24 protein-coding genes and 2 pseudogenes are annotated in these 24,090 nt (G+C 60.0%); 18 read left to right on the top strand and 8 right to left on the bottom strand.

Annotation, left to right across the window (positions count from 1 at the left end; all coding sequences use genetic code 11):
* The first annotated feature begins 136 nt into the window (after nucleotides 1-136).
* Nucleotides 137-316, top strand: coding sequence for a DUF7576 family protein (locus EGH21_RS21205; RefSeq protein WP_220620407.1), 180 nt, complete (start codon nucleotides 137-139; stop codon nucleotides 314-316).
* A 48-nt stretch (nucleotides 317-364) separates the two neighbouring features.
* Here the strand turns inward: EGH21_RS21205 and EGH21_RS21210 are convergent, their stop codons facing one another.
* Nucleotides 365-1,306, bottom strand: a complete 942-nt coding sequence (locus tag EGH21_RS21210; RefSeq protein WP_220620408.1) for a hypothetical protein — start codon at nucleotides 1,304-1,306, stop codon at nucleotides 365-367.
* A 239-nt stretch (nucleotides 1,307-1,545) separates the two neighbouring features.
* On the opposite strand from EGH21_RS21210, the gene EGH21_RS21215 reads away from it, so the two are divergent.
* Nucleotides 1,546-4,449 carry a DUF7282 domain-containing protein gene (locus EGH21_RS21215; RefSeq protein ID WP_220620409.1) on the top strand — a complete coding sequence of 968 codons (2,904 nt, stop codon included), beginning with the start codon at nucleotides 1,546-1,548 and terminating at the stop codon, nucleotides 4,447-4,449.
* A 77-nt stretch (nucleotides 4,450-4,526) separates the two neighbouring features.
* Here the strand turns inward: EGH21_RS21215 and EGH21_RS21220 are convergent, their stop codons facing one another.
* The gene (locus tag EGH21_RS21220; protein ID WP_220620410.1) at nucleotides 4,527-4,823 is read right to left on the bottom strand and encodes a PadR family transcriptional regulator; all 297 of its coding nucleotides are present in this window, start codon (nucleotides 4,821-4,823) and stop codon (nucleotides 4,527-4,529) included.
* A 485-nt stretch (nucleotides 4,824-5,308) separates the two neighbouring features.
* Between EGH21_RS21220 and EGH21_RS21225 the strand changes: the two genes are divergently transcribed.
* The 13 genes from EGH21_RS21225 to EGH21_RS21280 all read left to right on the top strand — a co-directional run bounded on the left by EGH21_RS21225 (nucleotide 5,309) and on the right by EGH21_RS21280 (nucleotide 17,678).
* Nucleotides 5,309-7,273 carry a S8 family serine peptidase gene (locus tag EGH21_RS21225; protein WP_220620411.1) on the top strand — a complete coding sequence of 655 codons (1,965 nt, stop codon included), beginning with the start codon at nucleotides 5,309-5,311 and terminating at the stop codon, nucleotides 7,271-7,273.
* 352 nt (nucleotides 7,274-7,625) lie between these two features.
* The gene (locus tag EGH21_RS21230; protein ID WP_220620412.1) at nucleotides 7,626-8,843 is read left to right on the top strand and encodes a hypothetical protein; all 1,218 of its coding nucleotides are present in this window, start codon (nucleotides 7,626-7,628) and stop codon (nucleotides 8,841-8,843) included.
* 173 nt (nucleotides 8,844-9,016) lie between these two features.
* The gene (locus EGH21_RS21235) at nucleotides 9,017-9,517 is read left to right on the top strand and encodes a hypothetical protein (protein ID WP_220620413.1); all 501 of its coding nucleotides are present in this window, start codon (nucleotides 9,017-9,019) and stop codon (nucleotides 9,515-9,517) included.
* A gap of 353 nt (nucleotides 9,518-9,870) precedes the next feature.
* On the top strand, nucleotides 9,871-11,034 hold the full coding sequence (locus EGH21_RS21240; RefSeq protein WP_220620414.1) for a hypothetical protein: 1,164 nt from the start codon (nucleotides 9,871-9,873) through the stop codon (nucleotides 11,032-11,034).
* A gap of 298 nt (nucleotides 11,035-11,332) precedes the next feature.
* Nucleotides 11,333-11,833 (top strand): hypothetical protein, encoded by a 501-nt coding sequence (locus tag EGH21_RS21245; RefSeq protein ID WP_220620415.1) that lies wholly within the window; start codon nucleotides 11,333-11,335, stop codon nucleotides 11,831-11,833.
* Nucleotides 11,834-12,254: 421 nt separating this feature from the next.
* Nucleotides 12,255-12,512: a hypothetical protein gene (locus EGH21_RS24230; RefSeq protein WP_236035737.1), complete on the top strand. Its 258-nt coding sequence runs from the start codon at nucleotides 12,255-12,257 to the stop codon at nucleotides 12,510-12,512.
* Between the two features lie 24 nt (nucleotides 12,513-12,536).
* A complete protein-coding gene (locus tag EGH21_RS24235; protein ID WP_236035738.1) occupies nucleotides 12,537-12,842 on the top strand; it encodes a hypothetical protein in 306 nt (101 codons plus the stop codon).
* Between the two features lie 252 nt (nucleotides 12,843-13,094).
* Nucleotides 13,095-13,238 (top strand): DUF1059 domain-containing protein, encoded by a 144-nt coding sequence (locus EGH21_RS21255; protein ID WP_236035745.1) that lies wholly within the window; start codon nucleotides 13,095-13,097, stop codon nucleotides 13,236-13,238.
* A 612-nt stretch (nucleotides 13,239-13,850) separates the two neighbouring features.
* Nucleotides 13,851-14,681, top strand: coding sequence for a putative sodium/potassium/calcium exchanger (locus tag EGH21_RS21260; protein ID WP_220620417.1), 831 nt, complete (start codon nucleotides 13,851-13,853; stop codon nucleotides 14,679-14,681).
* A gap of 267 nt (nucleotides 14,682-14,948) precedes the next feature.
* Nucleotides 14,949-15,314, top strand: a complete 366-nt coding sequence (locus tag EGH21_RS21265; protein ID WP_220620418.1) for a winged helix-turn-helix transcriptional regulator — start codon at nucleotides 14,949-14,951, stop codon at nucleotides 15,312-15,314.
* A gap of 442 nt (nucleotides 15,315-15,756) precedes the next feature.
* Nucleotides 15,757-16,080, top strand: a complete 324-nt coding sequence (locus EGH21_RS21270) for a hypothetical protein (RefSeq protein WP_220620419.1) — start codon at nucleotides 15,757-15,759, stop codon at nucleotides 16,078-16,080.
* A 42-nt stretch (nucleotides 16,081-16,122) separates the two neighbouring features.
* Nucleotides 16,123-17,292 carry a thiolase domain-containing protein gene (locus EGH21_RS21275; protein WP_220620420.1) on the top strand — a complete coding sequence of 390 codons (1,170 nt, stop codon included), beginning with the start codon at nucleotides 16,123-16,125 and terminating at the stop codon, nucleotides 17,290-17,292.
* Nucleotides 17,289-17,678, top strand: coding sequence for a Zn-ribbon domain-containing OB-fold protein (locus EGH21_RS21280; RefSeq protein WP_220620421.1), 390 nt, complete (start codon nucleotides 17,289-17,291; stop codon nucleotides 17,676-17,678). Before EGH21_RS21275 ends, EGH21_RS21280 begins: the two co-directional genes overlap by 4 nt.
* On the opposite strand, the gene EGH21_RS24490 is transcribed toward EGH21_RS21280, so the two are convergent.
* The gene (locus EGH21_RS24490) at nucleotides 17,679-17,807 is read right to left on the bottom strand and encodes a hypothetical protein (protein ID WP_268899098.1); all 129 of its coding nucleotides are present in this window, start codon (nucleotides 17,805-17,807) and stop codon (nucleotides 17,679-17,681) included.
* Nucleotides 17,808-17,866: 59 nt separating this feature from the next.
* Nucleotides 17,867-19,546, bottom strand: a complete 1,680-nt coding sequence (locus EGH21_RS21285) for a plasmid stabilization protein (protein ID WP_220620422.1) — start codon at nucleotides 19,544-19,546, stop codon at nucleotides 17,867-17,869.
* Nucleotides 19,547-19,916: 370 nt separating this feature from the next.
* Between EGH21_RS21285 and EGH21_RS21290 the strand changes: the two genes are divergently transcribed.
* Both EGH21_RS21290 and EGH21_RS21295 read left to right on the top strand, forming a co-directional pair.
* On the top strand, nucleotides 19,917-20,417 hold the full coding sequence (locus EGH21_RS21290) for a hypothetical protein (protein ID WP_220620423.1): 501 nt from the start codon (nucleotides 19,917-19,919) through the stop codon (nucleotides 20,415-20,417).
* A gap of 288 nt (nucleotides 20,418-20,705) precedes the next feature.
* A complete protein-coding gene (locus EGH21_RS21295) occupies nucleotides 20,706-21,269 on the top strand; it encodes a MaoC/PaaZ C-terminal domain-containing protein (RefSeq protein WP_220620424.1) in 564 nt (187 codons plus the stop codon).
* A 425-nt stretch (nucleotides 21,270-21,694) separates the two neighbouring features.
* Here EGH21_RS21295 and EGH21_RS24495 read toward each other — a convergent pair whose 3' ends face one another.
* Nucleotides 21,695-21,817 (bottom strand): hypothetical protein, encoded by a 123-nt coding sequence (locus EGH21_RS24495; protein WP_268899099.1) that lies wholly within the window; start codon nucleotides 21,815-21,817, stop codon nucleotides 21,695-21,697.
* Nucleotides 21,818-21,918: 101 nt separating this feature from the next.
* Here EGH21_RS24495 and EGH21_RS21300 point away from each other — a divergent pair.
* Nucleotides 21,919-22,486: pseudogene (locus tag EGH21_RS21300) on the top strand (transposase); the annotation flags it as partial.
* A gap of 98 nt (nucleotides 22,487-22,584) precedes the next feature.
* Here EGH21_RS21300 and EGH21_RS21305 read toward each other — a convergent pair.
* From EGH21_RS21305 to EGH21_RS24240, 3 genes and pseudogenes are all read right to left on the bottom strand, one after another.
* Complete coding sequence (locus EGH21_RS21305) at nucleotides 22,585-22,941, bottom strand: hypothetical protein (protein WP_220620425.1); 357 nt, start codon at nucleotides 22,939-22,941, stop codon at nucleotides 22,585-22,587.
* Between the two features lie 176 nt (nucleotides 22,942-23,117).
* Nucleotides 23,118-23,603, bottom strand: a complete 486-nt coding sequence (locus EGH21_RS21310) for an SRPBCC family protein (RefSeq protein WP_220620426.1) — start codon at nucleotides 23,601-23,603, stop codon at nucleotides 23,118-23,120.
* 155 nt (nucleotides 23,604-23,758) lie between these two features.
* A pseudogene (locus EGH21_RS24240) lies at nucleotides 23,759-23,962 on the bottom strand (putative quinol monooxygenase); the annotation flags it as partial.
* Between the last annotated feature and the right edge of the window lie 128 nt (nucleotides 23,963-24,090).

Here is a 24,090-nt window from a genome sequence, read left to right on the forward strand (position 1 = left end):
TGACACGACGGGGGTGTTTCGCGATTCGAATCATGGTTCGGCAGCTCGAACCTGCTTACGTCGGTACCCACGTGCGACTCGGCAGAGTGATTGACCCACGGTCCGTATCAACAAGTGGGCCCGCAGCCTGGAACACATGGTATCCAACGGCAACGACACGCTACAGAGCGAGACAACCAACGAATGTGCGGTCTGTGGTGCGGAGATAGAGACCGATACGTGGCATATCGTCACGGCGGAGACGTCGACGGACAGTCTGATCACGATACGCACGTTCTGTAGCGAGGGCTGTCGAGACCGATGGGAGGAGATATAAAAAGATCCGACGATGATCGTCACAGTTCACCACAGGGAGGCTGTTACTCTATTTACGGTCTTCGGACACGGAGGTCGACTCGAGACACGCTGATTCCTCTGAAAGAGCGTTCTTCCCCGCTTCGAGCGCTGATTCGACGTCGTCAGGTTCGTGCTCCAGCTCGCGGAGGGTATATCGGTAGGGTGTGTCCGCGTACTCGAACTGAGCGAACAACTCCGCGAGCACGTCCCGGACAATCGAGACGTCGTCGTGAGTCCACAGTAACCAGACGACTGGTGTCTGGACCCCGTTGTGGACGTCCTGTCGAACGTCTCTTATGTCGTCGAACACGAGAGAGTGTGCTCTGTACGTCACGAGGTCACGCACCGTCCGGTCGACGGTGTCCTCGTCGATATCGTAGAGAACACCCGGGACCTGACCAAAGGCGGTGATGTCACGGGCACGGTAGGCGTACGCGAACTGCATCAGTGCTACTGCGTCGTCGATCGAGTCCGTCTGGACCAGTTCCCTGTGTACCGCACGCTCGACTGACGGGATACGAGCGGTCTCGACGAGGTACTCGGTTATCGTCTCGGTTATCGCCTCGGCGTTCACGTTGGGGACGTTCACGAACGACAAAAGGCTCGCAAACGCGACGTTGACCGCCACCTGCAGTCGGTCCTGAGTACTCGCGTTCGCCGTGTCGATGAACTCGTCGAGCATCGTCACCAACACATCGAGGCCCACGAGTAGCTTTAGATGCTGCGTCTCTACCACCTCGACGCGGTCGTCGTACGCGACGAGTGCAGGCACCGTCCGCGTCGGCTTCTTTCCGTACACCCAGAGCTCCAGTGGCAGTCGCAGGTTCTCGGCCACCGCTGGGACGGAGATACCGTCGGGAGCGGTCGAACCCAGACCGTCGTCCCGGGCACGGATGTCCTGCAGCAGTGACTCGTAAACAGACGTGACGTCGTCGGCAAATGCCGATGGCTGTGGTGATTTCTGAGTCATGCCGGTGTGGGCTCGGTACCGTTGTCGATTCGTCCCAATAGAAACTACATAGGCTAGAGTCTTAAATACTCGATTACTCCTCAGTGAGACAGTTACGAGAACGTACCAACGCATACCGGAGCCAGTGGCGACCGACGAGCGGGCGCCGTTTCGTCGCCGAAATCGGCCGGTGGTCGGGTAAGCCAGAGATTATGCGTGTACGCCCGAAACCCAACACGGTGGGCGCAGGGCCCGTCAATATGTCAGTACATCCGGCACTCCGTAGTTGTGTTCTCGTCACGTGGCTCCTCGTCGGGGCCTTCGCAAGTCCTGCCGTCGTCGGGATAGCCACGGCAGAGGCCGGCAACGTGAACACGACGGCAGTGCCGGACCGAGAACCGAGTATGGTTTCGGCTGTCGAGGTACTGGAGACGTCGGGTGATGCCAACGACAGTGTCGTCGCCGACGACGCGCGCTTCGAGACGGTAGTTCGGTCAGACGGCGACCGAGAGGTCCGTGTCGTCGTCTCCAGAGACGACCGGTATCAGGCGTCTTCAGACCTGATGGCCACTGGGCCGTCGCCGGAGTTCGACCTCGGTTCGGTTCCGAACGCAGCCGGTGTCTGGACAGTGTACGCGGCGGAGAACGCCACCCACGCAGCCGAACCAGCCGAGGGCGCGCGTCTCGAAAGATGGGGTGAGGCCGAGGCTCGATTGCTCGTCGCGAACACGAGCGCCGTCAGTGCCAAGAGGGCCGACAGTTACTGGCAGTCCAGTCGGCGGGTTTGGCGCGGGAGCGACCGCTTCCTGAAGAGCGACCGAGTCGCCGCCGATGCCGACGCGGTCTGGACGCTATACGAACTCTCCGACGGCGGACCGATTCGCCTCGGGGCGGTCACGCTCGACGAGAACGCCGAGGTCGTCGTCGATACGAGTAGACTCGATGGTCGGTACGTCGTCGTGTCGGAGGAAGGACGCGTCCTCAGATTCGACCGCGAGGGCCGGGTCGTCGAGCGGACGCCGGTGAGCGACGAAGCGGCGCTCCGACGGGCGGCCGTGACCGTCAGCACGCAAGACCTGACAGTCGCTACCGAGAACGCGTCAGTCGCGACGAGACCCACTACGCTCAAGTTCGATTCGAATCGGGCGCAGTACACCGTGACGGTGAGAGCCGATGGGCTATCGACGGCCGAACTCGGCCGAATGGTCGACGGTTCGAGGCCCGTTGAACGAGGGGACGACGTCGCGATCCGCGTGACGCCCGAGAGAGGCCGGGTTCGGCTGAACCTCTCGGGGGTGGAACGAGGTCGGTACGTCCTCAACATCGTGGTCACCGACAGCACTGCCGACGCGTCCGTGCCAGTAGTCCGGTTCGGTGAGCAGGACGTGGCGGCTGCCTTCACGACGAGGGTTCACACGACTGGCGAAGGCGGTGTCGTGCGGGTCCCGATTCGGTTGCGCAACGCCGACCGTGCCACCGTCTCCATCGGGTCTCCGGCAGTCAACTACCACACCACGGCCGAGGTAGTGGACACCGACGGTGACGGCGTCGTATTGCTGACGATGAACGCGTGGCTCGCCGGACGCTCGGTGGCGGCAAACGAACGGGCGTATGCTGCGACGGACGGGCGCGTACGGGACGTGACACTACACACCGACCCGGTTGCGAGTCCACCACTCGACGTCGCGAACTATCCGCTCGCCCTGTCCGTCCGAGGCCGCGAGAAACACGCAGGACTCGTGGCGGTCCAGAACCGTTCGGTCAAGCGGCCACGAACACTGACCGCACCTGCGGCCGACTACGCGGAGCTAGATAGTGTCGAGGCCGTCAGGGCAGCCAACGACCGGGGACCACTCACGAGCGATACGACCGTCGCGGACGGCGATGTCGCCGTCCTCGAACTCCGAGCGCCCGGACTCGTCGGTTGGCTCGCGGCTAACCCTCCGGACGACGCGGACGTGACGGACGCGTTCGTCGACGGTGTAGCGTCCTCGGATTCGTTCTCGGTCCAGGTTCGCGAGCGGGACCCTGCTCCCAACGAACCGCCAGCACGTCTCGACCTGCGCTCGACGGCCGCTGCGGACGGATTCAGGGTCGTTACGGACACACGGAACGGGACGGTGTTCCTCGTCGTCGACACCGCGCGAGCCGTGCTCAGGAAGCCGAACGGTGCGACGCGGACGCTCGGCCCTGCCGACGACCTGCAGACGAACCTGACTGTCGGCCGGACGAACGGTGCCCTCGACGGCCAGCGAACCGCCGTCGCCGACTGGCAGATCGTCGAGCGTCGCGTGACGGTCGATGGACCGCGCCACGTCCGCCCCGCATCCTGTCAACGAATCATGGGCCAGAGTACCCTCGCACCGGGTACGTCACTCCACCTCCGAGTGCACGGGACCGACGGCCGGACAGTGGCGCTTCCGGAGACGAGCGTCGAGTCTACCGGACGGTTCGATGGGACAGCTAACTTCTCCGACGTGGAACCGAACACGACCCTCGCCGTCTCGCCCCACAACGAACGCGGCCCCACTGCGACAGTCCGGGTCGTCGACCGGTCGCCTGCGGCGGTCCGACTCCGCAACCAGTCGGCCGGAGTGAGTGGTATCCACATCGACGCCGTCCGCCTCCCGGCGGGCGGATTCGTCGTGGTCTACGATGCGAGCGGATTCGACGTGGTGGGGGTAAGCGAGCGACTCGACGCCGGGGTACGGCGAGACGTCCGGATACCGCTGGACCGCCGGCCGAACGAGTCGTTCACCGCCGTCGCCGTCCCGCACGCTGACACCGACGGGGACGGTCGATTCGACGGGCCAGCCGTCGATATTTCCTTCCATCGTTCGTGTGACGTGGTCACCGCGAGTGCGTCCATCGGTCGAGCGAACGCCTCGGCGGTGCGGAGGCCCGACTCGACGACTCCCGAGACCGGTCACCGACCGATTCAGTCGCTGACAGTCGAGGCGCCGGCGTCGGCGTCGGACCCGGCCCGGCGGACTCCAAACGTCCGGGAAGCCCAAAATAACCGAAGTGCCGACGCAAACCGACCAGTTCCGACCGGTGAAACGCCATCGGCCCTCCATCGCAGTCGCGCTGATCGATTGTTCGTCCTCGGTGTGGTCCTCGTCGTCGTCGCCGGTTCGGCTCTCCTCGGCCGACGGGCGAGATAGCGAGCAACCGCTGCAGGTCGACTGGTTGTGCCCCCGAGCGTCACTTTCTGTCGACGTGGGCCGCTATCGGTTGCCGGTTACTGCCCGCCACGTTGGAGCGCGTCCAGCAGTTGTTGCTCGGTCCACCGGCGGTGCGCGACGATAGCCCGCACCCCGTGGTCTGTCAGGGTGTACTGGTTCGACCGGTCCGTCTGCCGCTCCTTGTGGACGAATCCACGGTCGACCAGTTCGTCGAGGTTCGCGTACAAGCGACCGCGTGTAACGGACTCGCTGTAGTATTCGTCGAGTTCTGCCTGTACTGCAAGTCCGTGCGGCGACTCCAGTCCGACGAGCGCGTAGAGGATATCGCGTTGGAACCCGGTCAGACCGTCCATGTCTCGTTTGTGCTCGCTCCGCGCGTATATTCCCTCGCTCGTGTGCCGCTCACGGCCTTACCGTCCCGAAAGGTAGTAACCGAGACGGACCCGCGTCCCCACTCGAACGGAGCAGGGCGTCTACCCGACGTATGCCATCCATACGGGACCAGCCCGGGAGGGTGTCCGAGTGAACGATACGTGTTTCAGTGACCGAAACTGTCCGAACCGTCGAATCGTGTTCGCCGAGAGTACACGTTCGTTCAACGATTCTTGAACAATTCTTTTATACAGTTACTACATTACCTGACTGTAACCACCCAACTATGTGGTAGCCTATGACGGATACAAACAAGTGCAGAAAAATAGGTCCGGTCACCCGTCGAGCGTTCACGAAGACAGTCGGTCTCGGACTGTTCGGGAGTGGAGTCGCATCGGCCGGGAACCGTTCGACGTCGACGGAACGGTGGGTCGTCGGGACTGACTCTCAGTTTGGGACAGACAGCGTGGTACAGCAGTCCGCAGCAGTAGAAAAAACCGTCGACCTCGGCGCTCTCGGGGACGCTGTCGTCGGTTATTTTGAATCCACGACTGCCTCGGCACTCGAGGGGACTGCTGGTGTGAGATACGTCGAAGAGGACGTCGACGTCGAGTTTCCCCGTTCGGGTGTCGGCACGGTCGAACAGCAGGACGGTTTCGACCCACTGGGCCAACGGATGCCGTGGGGGTGCGAACGAATCGGGGCGTCGGGGGTCCACGGTGACGGACTGACTGGGAAGGGCATAGACGTCGCTGTCATCGATAGTGGTATCGACAGTGACCACCCCGACCTCGTATCTAACCTCGGGGACGGGTACGCAGTCACGCCCTGCGGGGACGACGAGTGCCGGTACGAGTGGGACGACGACCACTCGCACGGGACCCACTGTGCGGGTATCGTCGGGGCACGGGACAACGCTCGCGGCGTTCTCGGCGTCGCACCCAGCGTGACACTGCACGCCGTGAAGGTGATGACTGCCCTCGGGAGCGGGTCGGGTAGTGACGTCGCGGAAGGCATCGTGTGGGCGACCGACCAGGGGTGTGACGTCGCCAACATCAGCCTCGGGTCGGAGTCACCCTCGGACATCGTTCACGACGCGGTCAAATACGCGGAACGGAACGGGATGCTCGTCGTGGCTCCGGCCGGGAACGAGGGTCCGTGTTCCGACTGCCTGCATTACCCCGGTGCATATCCCGAGACGCTGTGTGTCGGGGCCACAGAACCCGACGACGACCTCGCAGACTACTCCTCGGTCGGCGACGCCGTCGAGATCGTGGCACCGGGCACGGACATCCTCTCGACTATCGTCGGCGGGGATTACCACGAGTTCTCCGGGACGTCGATGGCGACGCCCCACGTCGTCGGCGCCGCGGCGCTTCTCGTCGAAGCAGGGTACACGCCTGCAGAAGCGCGCGCACGACTACTGGAGACCGCCGAAGATATCGCCCTCGACGTGGACGAATCGGGTGCCGGCCTCGTGGACTGTGCCGCGGCGGCGAAGGGTAGTCTGGAACCAACAGCCGCCGTCGAGACGGGGTACGTCAAGAGTGTCGGGGACACGTCGGCGACAGTCACTGGTCGACTCACGCGATTACTCGGAACCGACAGCGTAACCGTCGGCATCGAGTACTGGCCCAGTGACGCGTCTGCGGACGCTGCGTCCCGCGAGACGGCCGGCTCGAGGTCCGAGACAGGCCGGTTCGAGGCGACGCTCTCGGACCTCGACCGGGAGTTGGAGTACCGCTACCGGGCCGTCTGTACCGGTGCCGTCAGTGCGATCGGGTCGACGCACCGATTCACGACCGGGGAAGACCCGCCTAGTGTGACGGTCGCCACGGAGTCCGTCAGTGACGTCGGTGCTACGACTGCGAGCGTCACGGGGAACCTGACGTCGCTGGCCGGCCGGGACGCCGTTGACGTCGGCTTCGAGTACTGGATCGACGGTGACCGCGACGCGACCCGAGAGCTAACCGACACCGTCGAACGACAGGAGACCGGGCGGTTCAGCCGGACTATCGGCAATATCGACCCAGAGACTACGTACACCGTGCGTGCGCTGGCCGCACCTGCCCGCGGGGATGCGGTGTTCGGAGACGAGACGACGTTCACGACGGCCGACGGACTCGCCGTCATCGCTAACGCCGCCGACGACGTCGGACCCTTCGGCGCGACGTTGCGGGGCGAGGTCACCTCGCTGGGTCCGTTCGACGCGGTCGAGACCGGGTTCCGCTACTGGGAGCGTGGAGCGGGCGAGTCGTCCGTTAAAAACGTCGAGGCGGGGTCCGTAACTGCCACCGGCACCTTCGAAACGAACGTCATCGACCTGCAGAGCGGCACCGAATATCTGTACGTCGCCTACGCACGGTCCGACGGCGGCGAGACGGCCACCTCGGAACCGGTAGCGTTCTCGACCAGCGGGCAGGACTGGTAGACGCCGTTCATCACAGGGGCGACAATCTTGAGGTGATGTCCGGCTGGTTTGCGACGTACCGAGAATGTGATAAGTTAACGAACGAGAGAGACGACGAGGGTTCTACACTCGCTTTCACGGCGGTCACCACGTTACCTCGTATTAATCGGGTAATGAATCAGTCAGTTTCTCTCTAGCCAGTTCCCCGCTGTCGTTACCGAAAGCAGCGCTCGACACGGTTATACGCTAACTGGGTGTTTATACTGTGACTAATCAGTTGTCTTACCCTTATGGTGGTCTGGCCGGTACTCTCTGATGCTGTCACAGTCGGGGCCAACGACCTCCCTGTCCCGCCTGCTGTGACGACCAACCTATGAATAGCACGCTAAAGTTCGCGTTGACGATGTTCCTGGCCGTGACCGTCGCGTTCGGCATGACGATGCCGGCCGCGGCGAGTCACGGACACACCGGGGACGCAACAGTGGCACAGAACAACAACGACGAGGTAGACATTGAAGGCGAGGATCTCGACGTCGAACACGACGGGGACGACGCTGACGTCGAGGCCGCGGACACCGAGTTCGAGACGGCAGACGACCGCGACGACGTGGACGTCGAGGCTGACGACACGGAGATAGAGCAGTCCGACGACGCCGCCGAGGTCGAAGCCGGTGACACCGACTTCGAGAGCGAGGAAGATGGTGACGAAGTCGACCTTGACGCCGACGACACCGAGGTCGAACAGGACGACGACGCCGCCGAAGTCGAGGCCGGCGACACCGACTTCGAGGCTGACGCCGGCGGTGACCTCGTCGATTTCGAGACGGAAGACTCCGACATCGAGCAGGACGGTGACACGGTCGACATCGAAGACGACTCCGACGGTCACGGCCTCGACTTCGAGCAGTCCGGTGACGACGTCGACGTCGAACACGACGAGGCCGAAATCGAGCAGGTCGGCGGCGACTCGGACATCGAACTCAACGGGAACGTTGATTACGAGAACGACAACGGCGACCTCGACATCGAGACCGAGGACGCCGGCGACGTGGACATCGACCTCGACGACGGAGACTATGAGGTCGAGACTGACGAGGGTGAAATCGAAGAGAGCAACGGCGACTTAGACGTTGAGGCAGACGAGAACAACCTCGACTTCGAGAAGGACAACGGTCGGACCGACTTCGAGGCCGACGACAACCACGACATCGAAGTCGACGGTGACGACGTCGAAGCGACGACCAACGGCGCCGACTTCGAGAACGATGCTACCGGCATTGAGGCCGAATCGAACGACGCGGACGTCGAACTCGACGAAGACGAACTCGAAGCGGAGACGGCTGACGTCGACTTCGAGAACGACTTCGCCGGCACCGACGTGACCACGGCCGACGCCGACATCGAGCAGGACGAAGACGAACTCGAAGCGACGACGGCCGACGCGGACTTCGAGAACGACGACAACGAAGCCGAACTCACGACTGACGACGCGGACATCGAGCAGGACGACGACGAACTCGAAGTGGAAGACGACGACCACGACATCGAGAGCAACGGCGACACCGTCGAAGTCGAGAGCAACGGTCGCTAACTACCGGTACCGATCGGCTTTTTATTTTTTCGAACGGGTAGCGGCAACACTCGGCGTCGCTATTCGGCGAGCGGTAACGTAGTCGGCACGGTGTAAGGTACTTACTTATTTCCGCTACATGACCAATCAGTTAGATTATAGTTATTACGGGGCAGCGCCTTTGTACAACTGCAATGAGACAGTACCTGCGCAAAGCCAGTTCGACGATTACGGTCGCTCTGCTCGTATTTACGGCGGTGAGCGGTCTCGCAGTCGGCACAGCGAGTGCAGACCATTTCGACGGCAACGACATCGAGGTTGAGAGCGACGACAAGGACTTCGAGGTGGACGACGCCGACGACTTCGAGTACGAGGAAGACGACGAGCTAGAAATACAGGGTGAGGACATCGAGGTCGATAGCGACGACACTGACTTCGAACTCGACGGCGACGCCGATGTCGAGTACGAGATGGACGAGGAGTTCGAAGCCGAGAGCGACGACGGTCTCGAATTCGAACGTGACGACCTCGACGTCGAAATCGACGGCGACGCGGACGTCGACTACGACGACAACGGACTCGAGGCGGAGGGTGACGATATCGACATCGAATACGGAGACCTCGACGTCGAGGTCGACGGTGACGACGTGGAAGTCGAAATCGACGACGACGGCAGAATCGAGATCGATGCCTGAAGTCCACGACCTGTTCGTGTACGAGCCACTGCCCGCTAAATAGTCACGGTTCGCGACTCGCCGCTTGGCGGGTACGTCCGCCAGCGTCGACGTCAGGCGAACCACCCGGGTTCGACCGGGCCTTCATTTTTGTCGGCGACCAGCGCCGCCCCGCATTCCGAGTGTAACAGTATGTTCGTTAGCACAATCTGAGTGACCCGAGGGTGAGTTTCTCTCCGTACGGTTACGTACTATGGCGCATAAAATCCCATAACTAGGGCGGAATAATAACGTTATAACGGGCGGCTCCGTAGTCGGAAACGGTTGCAGTTCGCGGCTCGTTTCTGGCTGAGGGCTGTGACGACCACTGACATATGTACCGAACGATACAGACCGCACTTGTCGCGGTCCTCACGCTGACGATGCTGGTCGGCGCGGCCGTGCCGGCCGCCGCAGACGTCGACGTAGAGAGCGACGAGTTGGAGGTCGAACACGACGGCGACGACGTCGAGGTTGAAGCCGACGACTTCGATCTAGAGAGTGAGGACGGCCGTGACACGGTCGACGTAGAGGTAGACGACACAGAGATAGAACAGAACGGTGACGGCGCCGAGATAGAAGCCGACGAGACCGACCTCGAGGTCGAGGGCGACGGTGACGCGGTCGACCTCGAGGTGGACGAGACGGAAATAGAACAGGCTGACGACGATGCAGACGTCGAGGTCGGCGACACTGACTTCGAGAGCGCCGACGGTGGAGACCGAGTCGACGTCGAAGCTGGTGAGACCGAGATCGAACAGGACGGTGACCAAATCGACATCGAGGACGACGCTGACGGCCACGGTCTCGATTTCGAACAGGACGGTGACGATGTGGACGTCGAACACGACGAGATCGAGATCGAAGAGAGAGACGGGGACGTCGAAATCGAGGATGATACCCTCGATTACGAGGTCGACAGCGACGGGAGCGTCGATATCGAGGCAAGTGGTAGCGGCTCCATCGACATCGACCTCGACGGTGATAACTTCGAATTCGAGAGTGACGATCACGACATCGAACAGGACAGCGACTCTCTCGACGTTGAGGCCGAGGAGAACGACCTCGACTTCGAGAAGGACGACGACGAGACCGAATTCGAGGCTGACGACGGCCACGACATCGAGGTCGACGATGATGACCTCGACGTCGAGAGCCGCGACATCGACTTCGAGAACGACCTGTTCGGCGTCGAGGTCGAGTCCCGAGATGCCGACATCGAACAGGACGACGACGAGCTAGAGGTCGAGAGCGACGACACCGACTTCGAGAACGACTTCGCCGGACTCGACGTACTGACCGGCGACGCGGACGTCGAACTGGACGACGACGAACTCGAAGCGACGACGGCCGACGTCAACTTCGAGAACGACGAGCGTGAACTCGAAGTCGAGTCCACGTCAATCGACGTCGAACAGGACGATGATGAACTAGAAGTGGAAGACGACGACCACGACATCGAGAGCAGCGGCGACACCGTCGATGTCGAGAGCGACTGAGCCGTACTCACTCGCGACCCCGGAGAGTAACCTTCCGCGATCATTTTTTGACTCTCGAACTGTGGACGTAAAATACGCCTGAGCGGGAGTGACCGACGGCGCTCCGCACACTCTCCAGACACCGCACTGTCGACGTAGACGCTGTATGCAATCAAACAGTCGGATCGCTCGCTTGCACGGGCGGACCTGAGCGGTCGGTTAGCACCCCAGTGCGGTGTTAGGTGCTAACATTATATTCAACGAGTGACTAGTCAGTTATCTTAGATTCATGTGGCTGTCGTGCCTTTGTCCAGATACGATGCGAGAGAAATTGTTCAAGACTGCATCGATCTTCGCGGTCGGCCTGCTGGTCATCGCAGCCATCGGCGGACTGGCCGTCGGCACAGCTAGCGCAGACCACTTCGACGACACCAACGTCGACATCGACGCTCCAGACAAGGACTTCGAGGTGGACGACGCCGACGACTTCGAGTACGAGGAAGACGACGAATTGGAGGCAGACGGTGAAGACATCGAGGTGGATAGCGACGATACCGACTTCGAACTCGACGACGACGCGGACGTCGAGTACGAGGAAGACGAGAGCTTCGACGCCGAGAGCGACGACGTCGACTTCGAACGTGACGATGTCGAGGTAGACATCGACGACGACGCGGACGTCGAGTATGAGGACGACGAACTGGAGGCCGAAGGGGACGACATCGACCTCGAAACTGACGACGGCGACATTGAGGTCGACGGTGAGGACGCCGAAATCGAGTACGACGACGACGGTGACGTCGAAATCGATATCGGCTGACGACCGATAGGCAGTTCATCGGTCACGGGTCGTTTTTTAGCGGTGCACCCATCAGCGCGAGGTTTCGGCATTAAGAGTATTTTCGATAACCGAACAGTCACTGCTCGGTATTCGAGTAGCCGGAACGGAAATCGACGAAGACGGCTTCGAGACGGAGGAGTCTGGAGGTCGAGGACGATGGGACAGTCGAGACGACACCCTTGAGATCGAAGGGGGTGCTGCCGTGGTGGTGAAGACCAGTAGCGTCGAAACCGACGAGGGCGAGGCAGAAACTGGTGGGAATCGACGTCGAAATCACCCGACAAGGTAACCGCCCGTGCTTAGAAGTCTTCCCGGCGTGAGTCTGCATTGTTCACTAGCCTGTAATGGTGTGCTCTTCGTGCGGAACTGTCAATAGAATTGAAACTGTAGTTATAGCTGTATGAGGGCCCTGCACCAGCGACAGGGAAGCGACGAGTCGACGGATGATCCGACACGTCGACGGCTTCTCAGGGGTGTGCTCGGCGTCGCGGCTTCGACGACTGCGATATCTGTCCTGAGCGGCGTGGCGACAGCACACTTCGCAATCGAGTTGCAGGTGGATATACAACCCGAGAATGCAGCGAACTTCGTCGACCTTGAGGCACACGATACAGTGACAGTCGCCGTGCACACCTCGACGTTCCTGAATAGCAATTGAAACCACACGACGTTCGATCCCATAGTGAGACCCGTCCGCTATCGTTTCGGGTCAAGCTTCGCAGTTCAAAACGGTGAGGGTGCACGTCCAGTCGACACCGGAGCGGTCACGCAAGTCGACGGTGAAGAGGCGCTCGTACTGGACTTTCCGGTGAACGAAACGGATCTCGACGGCGGCGAAGAGACCGCATGGCTCTACTGGGAGCGCGACGAGTCAGGCACACACGGGTACGCTGGCGTCGATTCCGTGAGGGCCTATGGTACCCCACGTAGTTCCCGCGACCTGCTCGAACTGCTCAGACAGCTGTTACGCGACCACGTTGACGTGTAACTGCGCGCCGAGACGACGCCTGCCATGTCGGTTAAGTGACGACAGTCGCAGTCTCTATCCCCTAGCACGTCACGACAATCGTTTCGGAACACAGTCGAGCCGTAGTCCTCGTCGCTTTCCGTGGTCATTCGCATCGGCTTACCGCTGTACAACTTCCTGTGTAACGGTAACTCGTATCACTAAGTCGCTATCGGCACTATGTACAGGTAATCCCGAGCGAGGGAGTCCAATAGTACAATGACCAAACAAATCATGTGCGACGCACCGAACTGTGACTTCGAAGTGCGGTCGGACACAGAGGAAGAACTCGTATCGGTTGTCCAGCAACACGCAGAGCAGCACCACGACGCAACCCTGTCCCGAGAAGACGCCATGGGGATGGTACGGGAAATTTGAGGGATGCCGCACGACGCAGTACCCGTGCGGAAATCGGGTTTCCGTACCGCGACAGGGTAACCGTTCGTACTTTTTGTTTCCGCTCAGTCGTATAGTCCACCACACGGTCGCGGCTCCATCTTGAGTGTTGATTCGGTCCGGTGCCGGTACGGATACAGATGGTTCGAACGACACAGTTCACCCTGAGCGTAACGCTCACAGGGCTCGTCAGTATAACTGCACCAGCGGTATCGAACGAGGCTGAGACAGCGAACACGACCGGGAGACAGAACGGTACGACCTAGAGCGGCGTCGAAGTCGACGGTGCAGGCAGCGATGTCGAAAAGGACGACGACATTGACAGGGACAGGACGGACCTGGGCACTGATGGCGCGACCGCCGAACAGGACGACCGCACCCTTGACGTTGAGTACACGGCTGGATAGAGCCACTCGGCTTGCGCTATCGTGGGGCGGTGCCCGCGACGTAACACGACCTCGGTGGCGTTACAGCGTTACCATACATACAGCGTATGACTGATCAGTTATATTGGATTTATCCGGGCGTAGCCCCTACTTTCAGATACCACTCGACCGGACACGGCGCGGTCGTGTCCACGCTGGTGAATGAAGAATGAGAGGTGCACAACTACTCACACTAACCGTACTCGTCGTAGCGGTGGCAGGGATGGCGACCCCGGCCGCCGCGGCGACGGACGGGACGACGATAGATCCGCTCGCCGACGACGGCATCGATATCGAGTTCGGCGACGGAGAAGTCGAACAGGACGACGACCAGACCGACGTCGAGACCGACGACGTCGACTACGAACGGACCAGCGACCGGACCGAAGTAGAGACGGTCGACACCGATATCGAACAGGATGGCGACGTCACCGACGTCGAAACTGACGAGTTCGAGTACCAGCAATACAACGGGACGCTGGACTTCGACACCGCTGACGGCTCTATCGAGGTAGACATCGACGAAGGCGGCATCGACATCGAAGCCGGCGACAAGGAGATAGAACAAGTCGGTGACGAGTTCGAAGTCGAAGACGATGACATCGAGTTCGACAGCGACGGACAGGACGCCGACGTCGAGACCGACGAATACGACATCGAGCAGTCCGGTGACGACACCGACGTCGAATCCGATACCGTCGACTACGAACTGAGCGACGACCGGTTCGAGTTCGAGACGGTCGAAGGAGACGACGTCAGCATCGAACTGACCGACGACGGCGATGTCGACGTCGAGGTCAACGGGCAGGACCTCGAACAGAACGGGGACAGTCTCGAGGTAACGACCGCCGACGTCGACTTCGAGGCTGACGGCGAGACAACTGACGTCGAGACGGCCGACACCGATATCGAACAGGACGACGAGACGCTCGACGCCGAAACTGACGATGTCGATGTAGAGAATGACGGCGACAGCGTCAACGTCGAACGCGCCGACTGAGGCCCCGTCACCGGTTCGGGACGCTGGTAGACTTATCGTGCGGAAACCCCGCCGTTTTTGCGTTCCCAACCACTGCTTGATGCACGATATTTTTGCGTCACTATCTGTCGGTGGACGTTCCACACCCAGTGGGCGTAGCCTATCAACATGGTCTGAGGTAGTTACTCATGTTGTGCCAGTAGAAGCAGCTTAGTCAGCGCTGTTTGTGTGTTTTTCTCGTCTTATCGGAGTGACACTATGGGTGTCCAGTAAATAATAGCAACAGTAATGGATTCGATAGACAAGGTCTGGTGTGATGGCGAGGAATGGTGCCCGATAACCGTGACAGCGAGTCTCCTGAGCAAGAAGTGGCACCCAGTCATCGTTTCTCGGCTCCTCGTACAAGACGAGCTCGGGTTCGCGGAGCTACAGGAACGCATCACCGACGTCTCTTCGAAGGTGCTCTCAGACGCCTTGCAGGATCTCGAGGACAAGGGCCTCGTCGAGCGGGAAATCGTCAGCGAAAAACCCTTCCGGGTCAGCTACTCACTGACAGAGCAGGGAAGATCTCTCGAACCGATCATCGACAAGATGGACGACTGGGGCACCAACTACCTAGAGACGAGTGGTGAACCACCGTCAGATATTGCCTGAGTCCTGTCCGGTGTGTTGGAATTTCGTCGAGGGCCGTTAACACGCGTATATCGATCGGGATCAGGAGTAATCTGTTGGTACTTATGCACTCGGTGGCCAAATCTTGAGACACATCGTATCAATGGGTTCCTTATCGCGGCGGGAGTACTTAGCATCCGGTAGCGTCGGAACCGTGACACTTCTGTCCAGTTTCGGTTCACGAGCACTCCAACGTGGGAAGGGTACTGAAACGAATACGGACGCTTCGCCGACCGACACCGGTACACCAGAAGACGGAACGGCCGACGGACGTGCGGGACAGACAGGGACTCAGAACGACGACGGACGGAATAGCTGCGAGCGGGCTTCGTTCGAACGCGACGAGGACGGCGCTATCAGTTTCGAGCGAGGGCCAGTCGAGTTCGACTCCGACGAGGATTTTATGGCCCTTTCGAGGAGCGCTGTGCCGTTCGTTGACCTGGAGATTAGAGGGACCGATATCGACCTGTCTATCGAAACGGACGACGAGACGCTAGAGTTAGACGTGACCGAAGACGAGACGGACCTCGAGGGGAGAGGCAACCCAGCGTCGCTCGAACGGGACGACAATGAGGTCGAGTACCGGTCGGCCGACATCGACGTCGAGTGGACCTCGGAGCGACTCGACATCGACAGGCCGGTCGACGTCGATGTCAGGAACGAGGAGTTCGAGTATCGGGACCAGCGACTCTCTTTCGATTGGGACGCGGACCGACGTGAGTTCGAGTACACGTGTCGAGATGCGTGATGGGGACCGAGTATTAAGTTCGCCCGCACCGACATGTGTGCCATGCAAACGGTTCGAATCGCGGGCGTCGGACTGACACACTTCGGTGTCCACCCGGAACGGACTGGTCGAGATCTGTTCGCGGAGGCAGCATTAGAGGCTATAACGGACGCCTCGGTTCCGCGAGACGACGTAGAGTGGGTCCATTACGGGAACTTCATGGCCGAACTCGCCGAACACCAGGGCCATCAGGGGCCACTGATGGCCGAGAGCGTGGGCCTCGCAGACCGCCCGGCAACTCGCCACGAGAACGCCTGTACGTCCAGCGGCGCCGCGTTCCGAGAGGCCGTCGAGACGATTCGAGCAGGGAGCGCGGACGTCGTGCTGGTCGGTGGCGCCGAGCGGATGAACAATCTCGGAACGGCGGGTGCGACGGAGGCACTCGCTATCGCGGCGGACGAACTCTTCGAGGTCCGGGCCGGCGTCACGTTCCCCGGTGCCTACGCGCTCATGGCGCGAGCGTACTTCGCAGAACACGGCGGGGACCGAGCAGATCTCGCTCACGTCGCGGTGAAGAACCACGCGAACGCCACGGTCAACGAGTACGCCCAGTTCCAGCGCGAGATATCCGTCGAAGAAGCGCTCGACGCCCCGATGATCGCTGACCCCATCGGCATGTACGACGCCTGTCCGATAACCGATGGGGCCAGCGCCGTCGTCCTGACCAGCGAGTCGTACGCACGCGAGCACGACGTCGATGCTCCCGTCGTTGTCGCTGGGTCAGGGCAGGGCGGTGACGCGCTGGCACTTCAGGACAGAGCGTCTCTCGCGAGCACGCCCGCGACCGAGCGGGCCGCCGAGACGGCGTACGACGACGCCAACATCACAGTGGACGACGTCGACCTCACCGAAGTGCACGACTGTTTCACCATCGCAGAGGTGCTGGCGATCGAGGCACTGGGCTTCTACGACGAAGGTGAGGGTATCGGCGCTGCACGGGAGGAGGAGACGACGCGAGACGGACCTCGGCCAGTCAACCTCTCTGGAGGGCTGAAAGCGAAGGGCCACCCCGTCGGTGCCACCGGTACCGGCCAACTCGTGGAGGCGACGCGGCTACTCCGCGGGGACCATCCGAACAGCGACGCCGTCCCGGACGCCACGACGGCACTCACGCACAACGCGGGAGGGACCGTCGCCAGTGCCGTCGTTCACATCTTGGAGGTGGAGCGATGACGAGCGGCGCGCCGGTCCGTGACAGTGGCTTCGACGACTTCCTGGACGCACTCGCGGACGGAGACGGGTACTACCTGGAGTGCTCGAACGGACACGGGTCGTTCCCTCCACGCAGAGCCTGTCGAGTATGTGGCGAGACCGACTTAGAGCAGCGCACGCTTCCCTCGAGTGGCACGGTCGAGACCTTCACGATCGTCAGAGTGCCCACACCCCAGTTCGAGGGTGAGACGCCTTACGTGACGGCTATCACCGCGTTCGGCTCAGTCCGGCTGACGGGAATCGTTCGCGATGTCGACCCCGACAGTGTCGAACGCGGACTGACTGTCGAACCGTCTGTCGAAAGGTGGGACGACGACACTCGACGTCTGACGTTCGAACCTCGGTGACTACCGTTCGAAGTCGGACCCTCGCTGGGGGACCCACCCACAGTCGATACAGTTCAACAGCCCTTGGCAGTTCGCGAGCGTGGCATCACATTCAGGGCAGTCCCAGTACTCTGTCGCATCAGAGGCCATACGTCATTTTCCTGCTGATCACAAATAATCGTTTTCAGTGGGTGGAGGCGATATCGTAGTCAGGCCGGACTGTCGTTCACCCCGGGTCGGCCGCGACCTTCGTAGAACTCGCCACCCCACTGGCCGATCCAGATATCCTGATTGGCGAGGTACAGCGCGCCTGCCGTATCGAACATCCGATCTGTCACAGACCACTCGTCGGCCCCCGTATCGTACTCGACCGAGGCGTTGTACACGGCGGCCTGCCCGAACTCGCCGCCCGCGTCCGCCGGGAGCGGCAGGGGATACTCGGCGTTCTCGCTCCGGGACGGGGGCCGCTCCGCACGCTGTAGGCGCCCCCGGTTGAACGTCTGGTTGAAGTACCGGGCGTATATCTCCTTGACGTCCATCCCGAGGACAGCGTCGGCCGCGTTGATGCCGCCCGTGATATCGCCGGCATCCTGCGCCGTGATAGCGTACGTCGAGTCGTCAGTTCCGGAGGCGAACGTGCCTGCGTCGTCGTCCCAGAGGTCTTCGACGAGGTAGCCGAGCACCGTCTCGGCCGTCCCCGTGAAGTCAACGCCGTCCATCTCGGACGCCCAGAGGAGACCCTGGCCCACGACACTCTGTGTCGCGGCCTGGTTCGCCGCGCCGTTCTGGACTACTCCGTCACTCATCAGGTTGTCTTCGACAGCACCTGCGAGACCTTCCGCGTAGGAGGCGGCCTGTGAAGCGAGGTCCTGTGATCCGGCGTGGGTACCGTACCAGCCGATGGCACCGAGCATCTGGCCGAGGTCCCTGGTAGACCCCATGTCGACGATATTCTGCGGCGAGAACAGCGACATCGTCGTCTTCGCCAGACCGTCCGTGAGGCCCTGGATCTTTTTCGGCGGAATCAGCGGCTCCGGGTTCTCGTAGCCGAACCAGCCGCCATTCGCGAGACTGGTCATGTCCGACATGAACCACAGGAACGCCGAGTGGTGGTTCGGACGGGCCGTCGCGTCGACGACTTCGCCGGCACTCGGGTTGAACCCGGAGACGAGTTCCATACTCTCGCCCTTCGTGAGTGCCCCGTTGCCCTCGGGACCGCCCACTATCAACGTCGCATTGATACCGATTTGGGCGAGCGTCGACAACACCATCGAACGGAACTCCGCCGCCAGACTGTCCGGGAGGAGGTCGAAGTGGTTCTCGAAGTTCTTCGCCCAGGTGACGCCCTTCAGGTGTGTCCATCCCGCCGAGGACGGACTGACCACGCCCGACGTCTGCGATTTGTCCCACGCCAACGTCGACGCGTCCGGACGGCCGTCCTCGCCCGCGAGGACGGGTTTTTGAGTGAACGCTGGATCACCACTCGTGAAGGCGGCCATGTTCAGATTCGCGTTCTGTACAGGCGGGCGTTCCTGTCCTGCAGCCTCGAGCATCGCAGGGAACCGCTTGTCGAACGCCTGTTGTTGCTGTTCGTTGTGCGGGAACAGCACACCGTTACCGCTCATCGAGATGTTGGTACTCATGTTGTATAGCGAGTACCAGTACGAATCCCACGTCGCGTCCGTCCAAGTGTACGCCGCCGTCTCACCTCCCTCCGTGTCCTCCCCCTCGGTGTCCTGTTCGGGCCCTGTACCATCGCCCGCCGCTTCTGTATCCGTGGGAGAGGGCGTTCCGCCCTCCTCGTCGTCTGTCCCCGTACAGCCAGCGAGTGAGACTAGTGCAGCAGCACTTCCGTACTTTACGACGTCGCGTCTGGTATACCGAGTCATAGAGAGAGGTATTTCGATCAGTCCGATGAAACCTCGCTGTTTGTGTGAGACTCTCTCGCAACTGAGATAGTTATTTATAGGAGGTCTGGGATCTTGTGAGAACTAACGGACGTATCGTCGGCGTCTGAACGGGGGCTCTCTCGGCTCACCCGACGTATCGGTCAGTCAGACCCCGGTGGTGGCGTCTGCGTCGCTGGAACACGGTTCGAGACGTAGCTCCTGTGCATGGAGACAACCGATGTTTCGAACCGTGATGCATGGGTGCGTGCGTAACGTGAATACCGTGCCTACTGTAGCTGAGTGTAGGTAACAGAATATAACTAGATGAGGTAACGTAACTATTCTGTTACCCGCTTACCGACCACTAACCATGAGATCGAAACTGTTCAGTACACTGTTGACGGTCGGCGTAAGTCTCTTGCTCGTCGTCGGGATGAGTGGACTCACCGCCGGTGTCGCGAGTGCGGACCACTTCGACGACAACGATATCGACGTAGAGAGCGACGACAAGGATTTCGAGGTCGACGACGCCGACGACTTCGAGTACGACGAGGACGATGAACTGGAGGTTGATGGCGACGACGTTGACGTGGATAGCGACGATACGGACTTCGAGGTCGATGACGATGCCCACGTCGAGTACGAGGAAGACGAGAGCTTCGAAGCTTTCGGTGACGACGGTCTCGACTTCGAACACGACGATACCGAGTTCGACATCGACGACGACGCGCACGTCGACTACGATGACGACGACGAGTTCGAGGCTGAGGGCGACGACATCGAATTCGAACACGACGACCACGACGTTGAGGTCGACGGTGACGACGTAGAGGTCGAGTACGACGACGGAGAGATAGAGGTCGACGGGTAACTCGACTGCCCACTCCAGCCAATTGAGACGACAGACGAACTGGTTAGGCTTCTCGATGCGGTTGGAGACACGGTTTCGCAGGGCACCGATGATTCGGCTAACGGCATCTGACCGTCGTCTCGGCGTCGCTGTTGCTCAAACAGGCTTCAGACCACGACCGGGTACAGACGCTTGACGTCGGGGACAAACAGACCCAGAGATGGCTGTAAGGTGACGGCACTGAACTCACCTCGTTACCAGTGTTTTACCGGGAGTTGATATGCAGCCACCTCATTGGTGTCAGTGAGTATGGCAATCGATCCAGCGTGCGGTGTCGAAGTGGATCCGACCAACCCCGGCGCGACTGCGACGTATCAAGGACGAACCTACGTTTTCTGTTCGGAAGGGTGCAAAGAACACTTCGAGTCGGATCCGGAACAGTACGTCGAAGTCGACGATCAAAAAGTCCAACTCAGCCAAATCGACGACGTACAGACCCAACGCATCCAGACAGCAGACGAGACAGAACAGTTCGAGCTGTCTGTCAGTGAACCGGGTAAATTGACTCCAGGGGACGAAGTGACGTACACTCGGAAAATCACAGAGGATCACGTTCAGCAGTTCGCAAAGATAACTGGCGATTCGAACGCCTTGCACCTGAGCGAGGCGTTCGCCGAACGAACCCGGTTCGGGGAGCGAATCGCTCATGGGGCACTCGTATCCGGCCTCATCAGTGCTGCTTTAGCCGCGCTTCCCGGAATGACTATCTTTCTCTCACAGGACCTTGAGTTCAAACGCCCAGTCAAGATCGGTGAGACTGTCGAGGCCTCTTGCAAAGTCGTCGAAGTCATCGAAGAAGATGATTCTGTCTGACCGTGCGGGTACGCAAAGCATCCGGTGACGTCGCTATCTACGGCACGGCTAGTGTCCTGATAGACGAACTGCCAGAATTCGAGTAAGATACGTTAACCACCTTCTTTTGACCAGCACCCGAGTCGTCGCGAACAACGGTCCCCCCACTCCCGTCGACATATTGTGGCGGATACGGCACACTTTGTACATACATCTTTTAAAAAGATAAATACATTTGTTTCTCTATATTTGACATCAAAAACTTCATTTATAGCCATCGTTTATAGCTGTACATTCCTAGATATCCACGAATGAAGATATCTCTCCCCAATGTGTGTACAATGAGGATAGATGCGAGAAAAGTACAGAGTGATCCGGATGGAATCGGACCGAAAGTCCCACGGTAAGTTTGTGACCCAACGGTAGCCGGTAGTTGCGACCTCGTTTCAGTAGTTCCCCGTCGAGATGATTGGTGGTGCGTCGTGAGGACCGTACGGCGCATCGTCGAGGTACTCACCAGCCGGTTCGAAGTAGTCTACCAGCGACGCGGCAGCTTCCTTTCGGAGCACTGTCGCCGGGTTCTCGCTCTGAAGGGCTCTATTGAATCACTAGACGGCGTCGGGATAGTTCGCTAAATCGAAGGAATTGAAGCGGGAGACTCCAGTTGATTATGACTCAAATCTCCCGCTTCATTAGCGAAGTAGCCCCGGTTACTCAAGTTGTTACCGGTGATGGAGACGAATCCGCCGCCCCGGAAGGTGGCGGCGGATTTGCCGATTACGCACTCGTTTCCCTCCACTGTCTGCGGGTTTACCTTGATACGACCTACCGAATGACGATTGACCTGCTGAAGGAGATGCCACAAATAACCAGGGATATCGGCCTCAGCGCGGCCGATCTCTCCTCTCCATCCACGTTGTGTAAGGCCTTCGACCGAATCAATATAGTGTGTGCCGAGTGCTACTGCGCCAGTCGGCGCAGTTGCACGCTCCGTCCGAACACGCCGCCATCGACGCCACATTCTACGAACGCTCAGCAGCGAGCCGCCACTACTGCCAGCGGATAAGCTACCGCGTACAGAAACTAAAAGTCGCGAAACTCGTCGATACAGAGACTCAAGCGATCCTGGACGTACACTGCACAACGACTCGGGAAGGAAGCGACGCAGACCTCGCTGAGCAGATCGCCCACCGGAACGCGGGCGCTCTCTCGCCGCCGATAAGGGCTATGACAAGCAGTAACTCCGAGAAGCACTAGATTAGGTTGGGGGAAGAAGTCGGTTCATTGGCTGATTATTCGGTTACGGATCCCGCGACGGAATCTGCCGTCTCGATCGTCAGAACGTGATGACTTCGTAGCCGTCGTCGACGAGCGAACGGATACTGGGGTGGCCGTCGTGGTCGTCGAGTCGAACCACGCCGGAGTCATTCACTGCATCATCGACACCGAACGCCCCGGAGCAGTAATCACACGCGGACGCGTCATCCTTGACAGCCTGATAGAGTTCGTGGGGATCACTGTCCGGATCTTCGAGTTCGGGAATCCACTGGGTACCGGCACCATCGAAGATGAGTTCGATCTCATCCCCATCAGTCTCGGCGAACTCCTTCGCCGTCTCGAGCCCATTAACGATACGACCCAGGTTCGCATGCCCTTCTGTTCCAGCCAGGATCACAACTGCTGCTTTTGCCATTGCATCAGTGAGTATAGCCGCGGAGAATATAGTCCGTCTGCGGCCGTGCAACGATGATACGCCTGCGAATGTGATTTATATACCTCCGTGCCGCTTGACGAGACCCACGGTATCGAAAATCCGTCTGGAGCAGTCGTCTCAGGTTGTGATTTTTCGATGATGGAGATACCGGTCACTCAGAAGGTACCCGGCCGGCCCCTCTCTGTACTGTCCTCTCGATTGGCGAGGACGTACGCTTCGAGGCCATCGAGGACTTCCTCGAACGTCTTCTGGAAGCGGGACTCCATCATCAATTTCGCCATTACCGTTCCGAGGAAACCGTACTTTGGTTCGAACGTGGCAGCCATTGTGACTACCGCCGCATCACCACGCTCCTCTACACTGATTTGGACCTGATTTCGCTTCAGCGGCATACTGCCGACATCGATGAACTCCACCGTATAGTTCGACCCAGGATTGTAGTCGACAATCTCTTCCTCGATACGATCACCATCCTCGAATACACACTCGCGGGTCGCGCCGACACCAGTCTCCGGACCGTTGATGATCTTCGACGTCGCAACGTGTGGGTTGTACTCCGAGACACGGCCGAACTCATCGAGTGCAGCCCACGCGTCTTCCGCGGGGACTGAAATCATCTTCTCAACACTAACAGTGTGCATAATTCACTAGAGCAATCTCCCCGATATAGCGCTATCTTGGTAGTGCAAAAAACAAACACAGGGAGGGTAGACAGAATCACGACATCACCCATCCCGTATGACAGATACTCTCTGTAGCAGTGCTGCTCTGAGAGATCTTTAGTACGAATCTTGGATCAAAGTTCGACGTCTGTTGCCGACTCGACCTCGAAGCGAGTCACTTCTGGCTCTCCGCCGAGTAACTCCGGTAGTTCAGCTTCGAACCTCTCGAAGTGCTCGGACTCAGCGTGTGCCCCGAATGCTGCTTCGTCCTCGTACTGTTCGAAGAACCGGAAGAGATTCTCGTCGTCTACATCGATTGCGACTCGGTAGTCGATGATTCTGCTCTGTTGAATAGCGATCTATTCAGCCGATATCACGGGTTTAGAAGGATGAAGCCGAGGAATTCGATTCTTGCCTATGGAAGTCGACCTCCTCGACTTCGTTGAGCAGTGTCGTGACCTAGCTA

This window comes from Haloarcula rubra, from assembly GCF_019599465.1.
GTDB classification, from domain to species: Archaea; Halobacteriota; Halobacteria; order Halobacteriales; family Haloarculaceae; genus Haloarcula; species Haloarcula rubra.

Bases quoted from the DNA above. Each gene is read 5' to 3' on its own strand.
- EGH21_RS21310 (WP_220620426.1), bottom strand. From the start codon at position 23,603: ATGCACACTGTTAGTGTTGAGAAGATGATTTCAGTCCCCGCGGAAGAC.
- EGH21_RS21265 (WP_220620418.1), top strand. From the start codon at position 14,949: ATGGATTCGATAGACAAGGTCTGGTGTGATGGCGAGGAATGGTGCCCG.
- EGH21_RS21235 (WP_220620413.1), top strand. From the start codon at position 9,017: ATGAGACAGTACCTGCGCAAAGCCAGTTCGACGATTACGGTCGCTCTG.
- EGH21_RS21215 (WP_220620409.1), top strand. From the start codon at position 1,546: ATGTCAGTACATCCGGCACTCCGTAGTTGTGTTCTCGTCACGTGGCTC.
- EGH21_RS21255 (WP_236035745.1), top strand. From the start codon at position 13,095: ATGTGCGACGCACCGAACTGTGACTTCGAAGTGCGGTCGGACACAGAG.
- EGH21_RS21285 (WP_220620422.1), bottom strand. From the start codon at position 19,546: ATGACTCGGTATACCAGACGCGACGTCGTAAAGTACGGAAGTGCTGCT.
- EGH21_RS21260 (WP_220620417.1), top strand. From the start codon at position 13,851: ATGAGAGGTGCACAACTACTCACACTAACCGTACTCGTCGTAGCGGTG.
- EGH21_RS21230 (WP_220620412.1), top strand. From the start codon at position 7,626: ATGAATAGCACGCTAAAGTTCGCGTTGACGATGTTCCTGGCCGTGACC.
- EGH21_RS21275 (WP_220620420.1), top strand. From the start codon at position 16,123: ATGCAAACGGTTCGAATCGCGGGCGTCGGACTGACACACTTCGGTGTC.
- EGH21_RS21280 (WP_220620421.1), top strand. From the start codon at position 17,289: ATGACGAGCGGCGCGCCGGTCCGTGACAGTGGCTTCGACGACTTCCTG.
- EGH21_RS21290 (WP_220620423.1), top strand. From the start codon at position 19,917: ATGAGATCGAAACTGTTCAGTACACTGTTGACGGTCGGCGTAAGTCTC.
- EGH21_RS24490 (WP_268899098.1), bottom strand. From the start codon at position 17,807: ATGGCCTCTGATGCGACAGAGTACTGGGACTGCCCTGAATGTGATGCC.
- EGH21_RS21220 (WP_220620410.1), bottom strand. From the start codon at position 4,823: ATGGACGGTCTGACCGGGTTCCAACGCGATATCCTCTACGCGCTCGTC.
- EGH21_RS21245 (WP_220620415.1), top strand. From the start codon at position 11,333: ATGCGAGAGAAATTGTTCAAGACTGCATCGATCTTCGCGGTCGGCCTG.
- EGH21_RS24230 (WP_236035737.1), top strand. From the start codon at position 12,255: ATGAGGGCCCTGCACCAGCGACAGGGAAGCGACGAGTCGACGGATGAT.
- EGH21_RS21205 (WP_220620407.1), top strand. From the start codon at position 137: ATGGTATCCAACGGCAACGACACGCTACAGAGCGAGACAACCAACGAA.
- EGH21_RS21305 (WP_220620425.1), bottom strand. From the start codon at position 22,941: ATGGCAAAAGCAGCAGTTGTGATCCTGGCTGGAACAGAAGGGCATGCG.
- EGH21_RS21295 (WP_220620424.1), top strand. From the start codon at position 20,706: ATGGCAATCGATCCAGCGTGCGGTGTCGAAGTGGATCCGACCAACCCC.
- EGH21_RS21240 (WP_220620414.1), top strand. From the start codon at position 9,871: ATGTACCGAACGATACAGACCGCACTTGTCGCGGTCCTCACGCTGACG.
- EGH21_RS21210 (WP_220620408.1), bottom strand. From the start codon at position 1,306: ATGACTCAGAAATCACCACAGCCATCGGCATTTGCCGACGACGTCACG.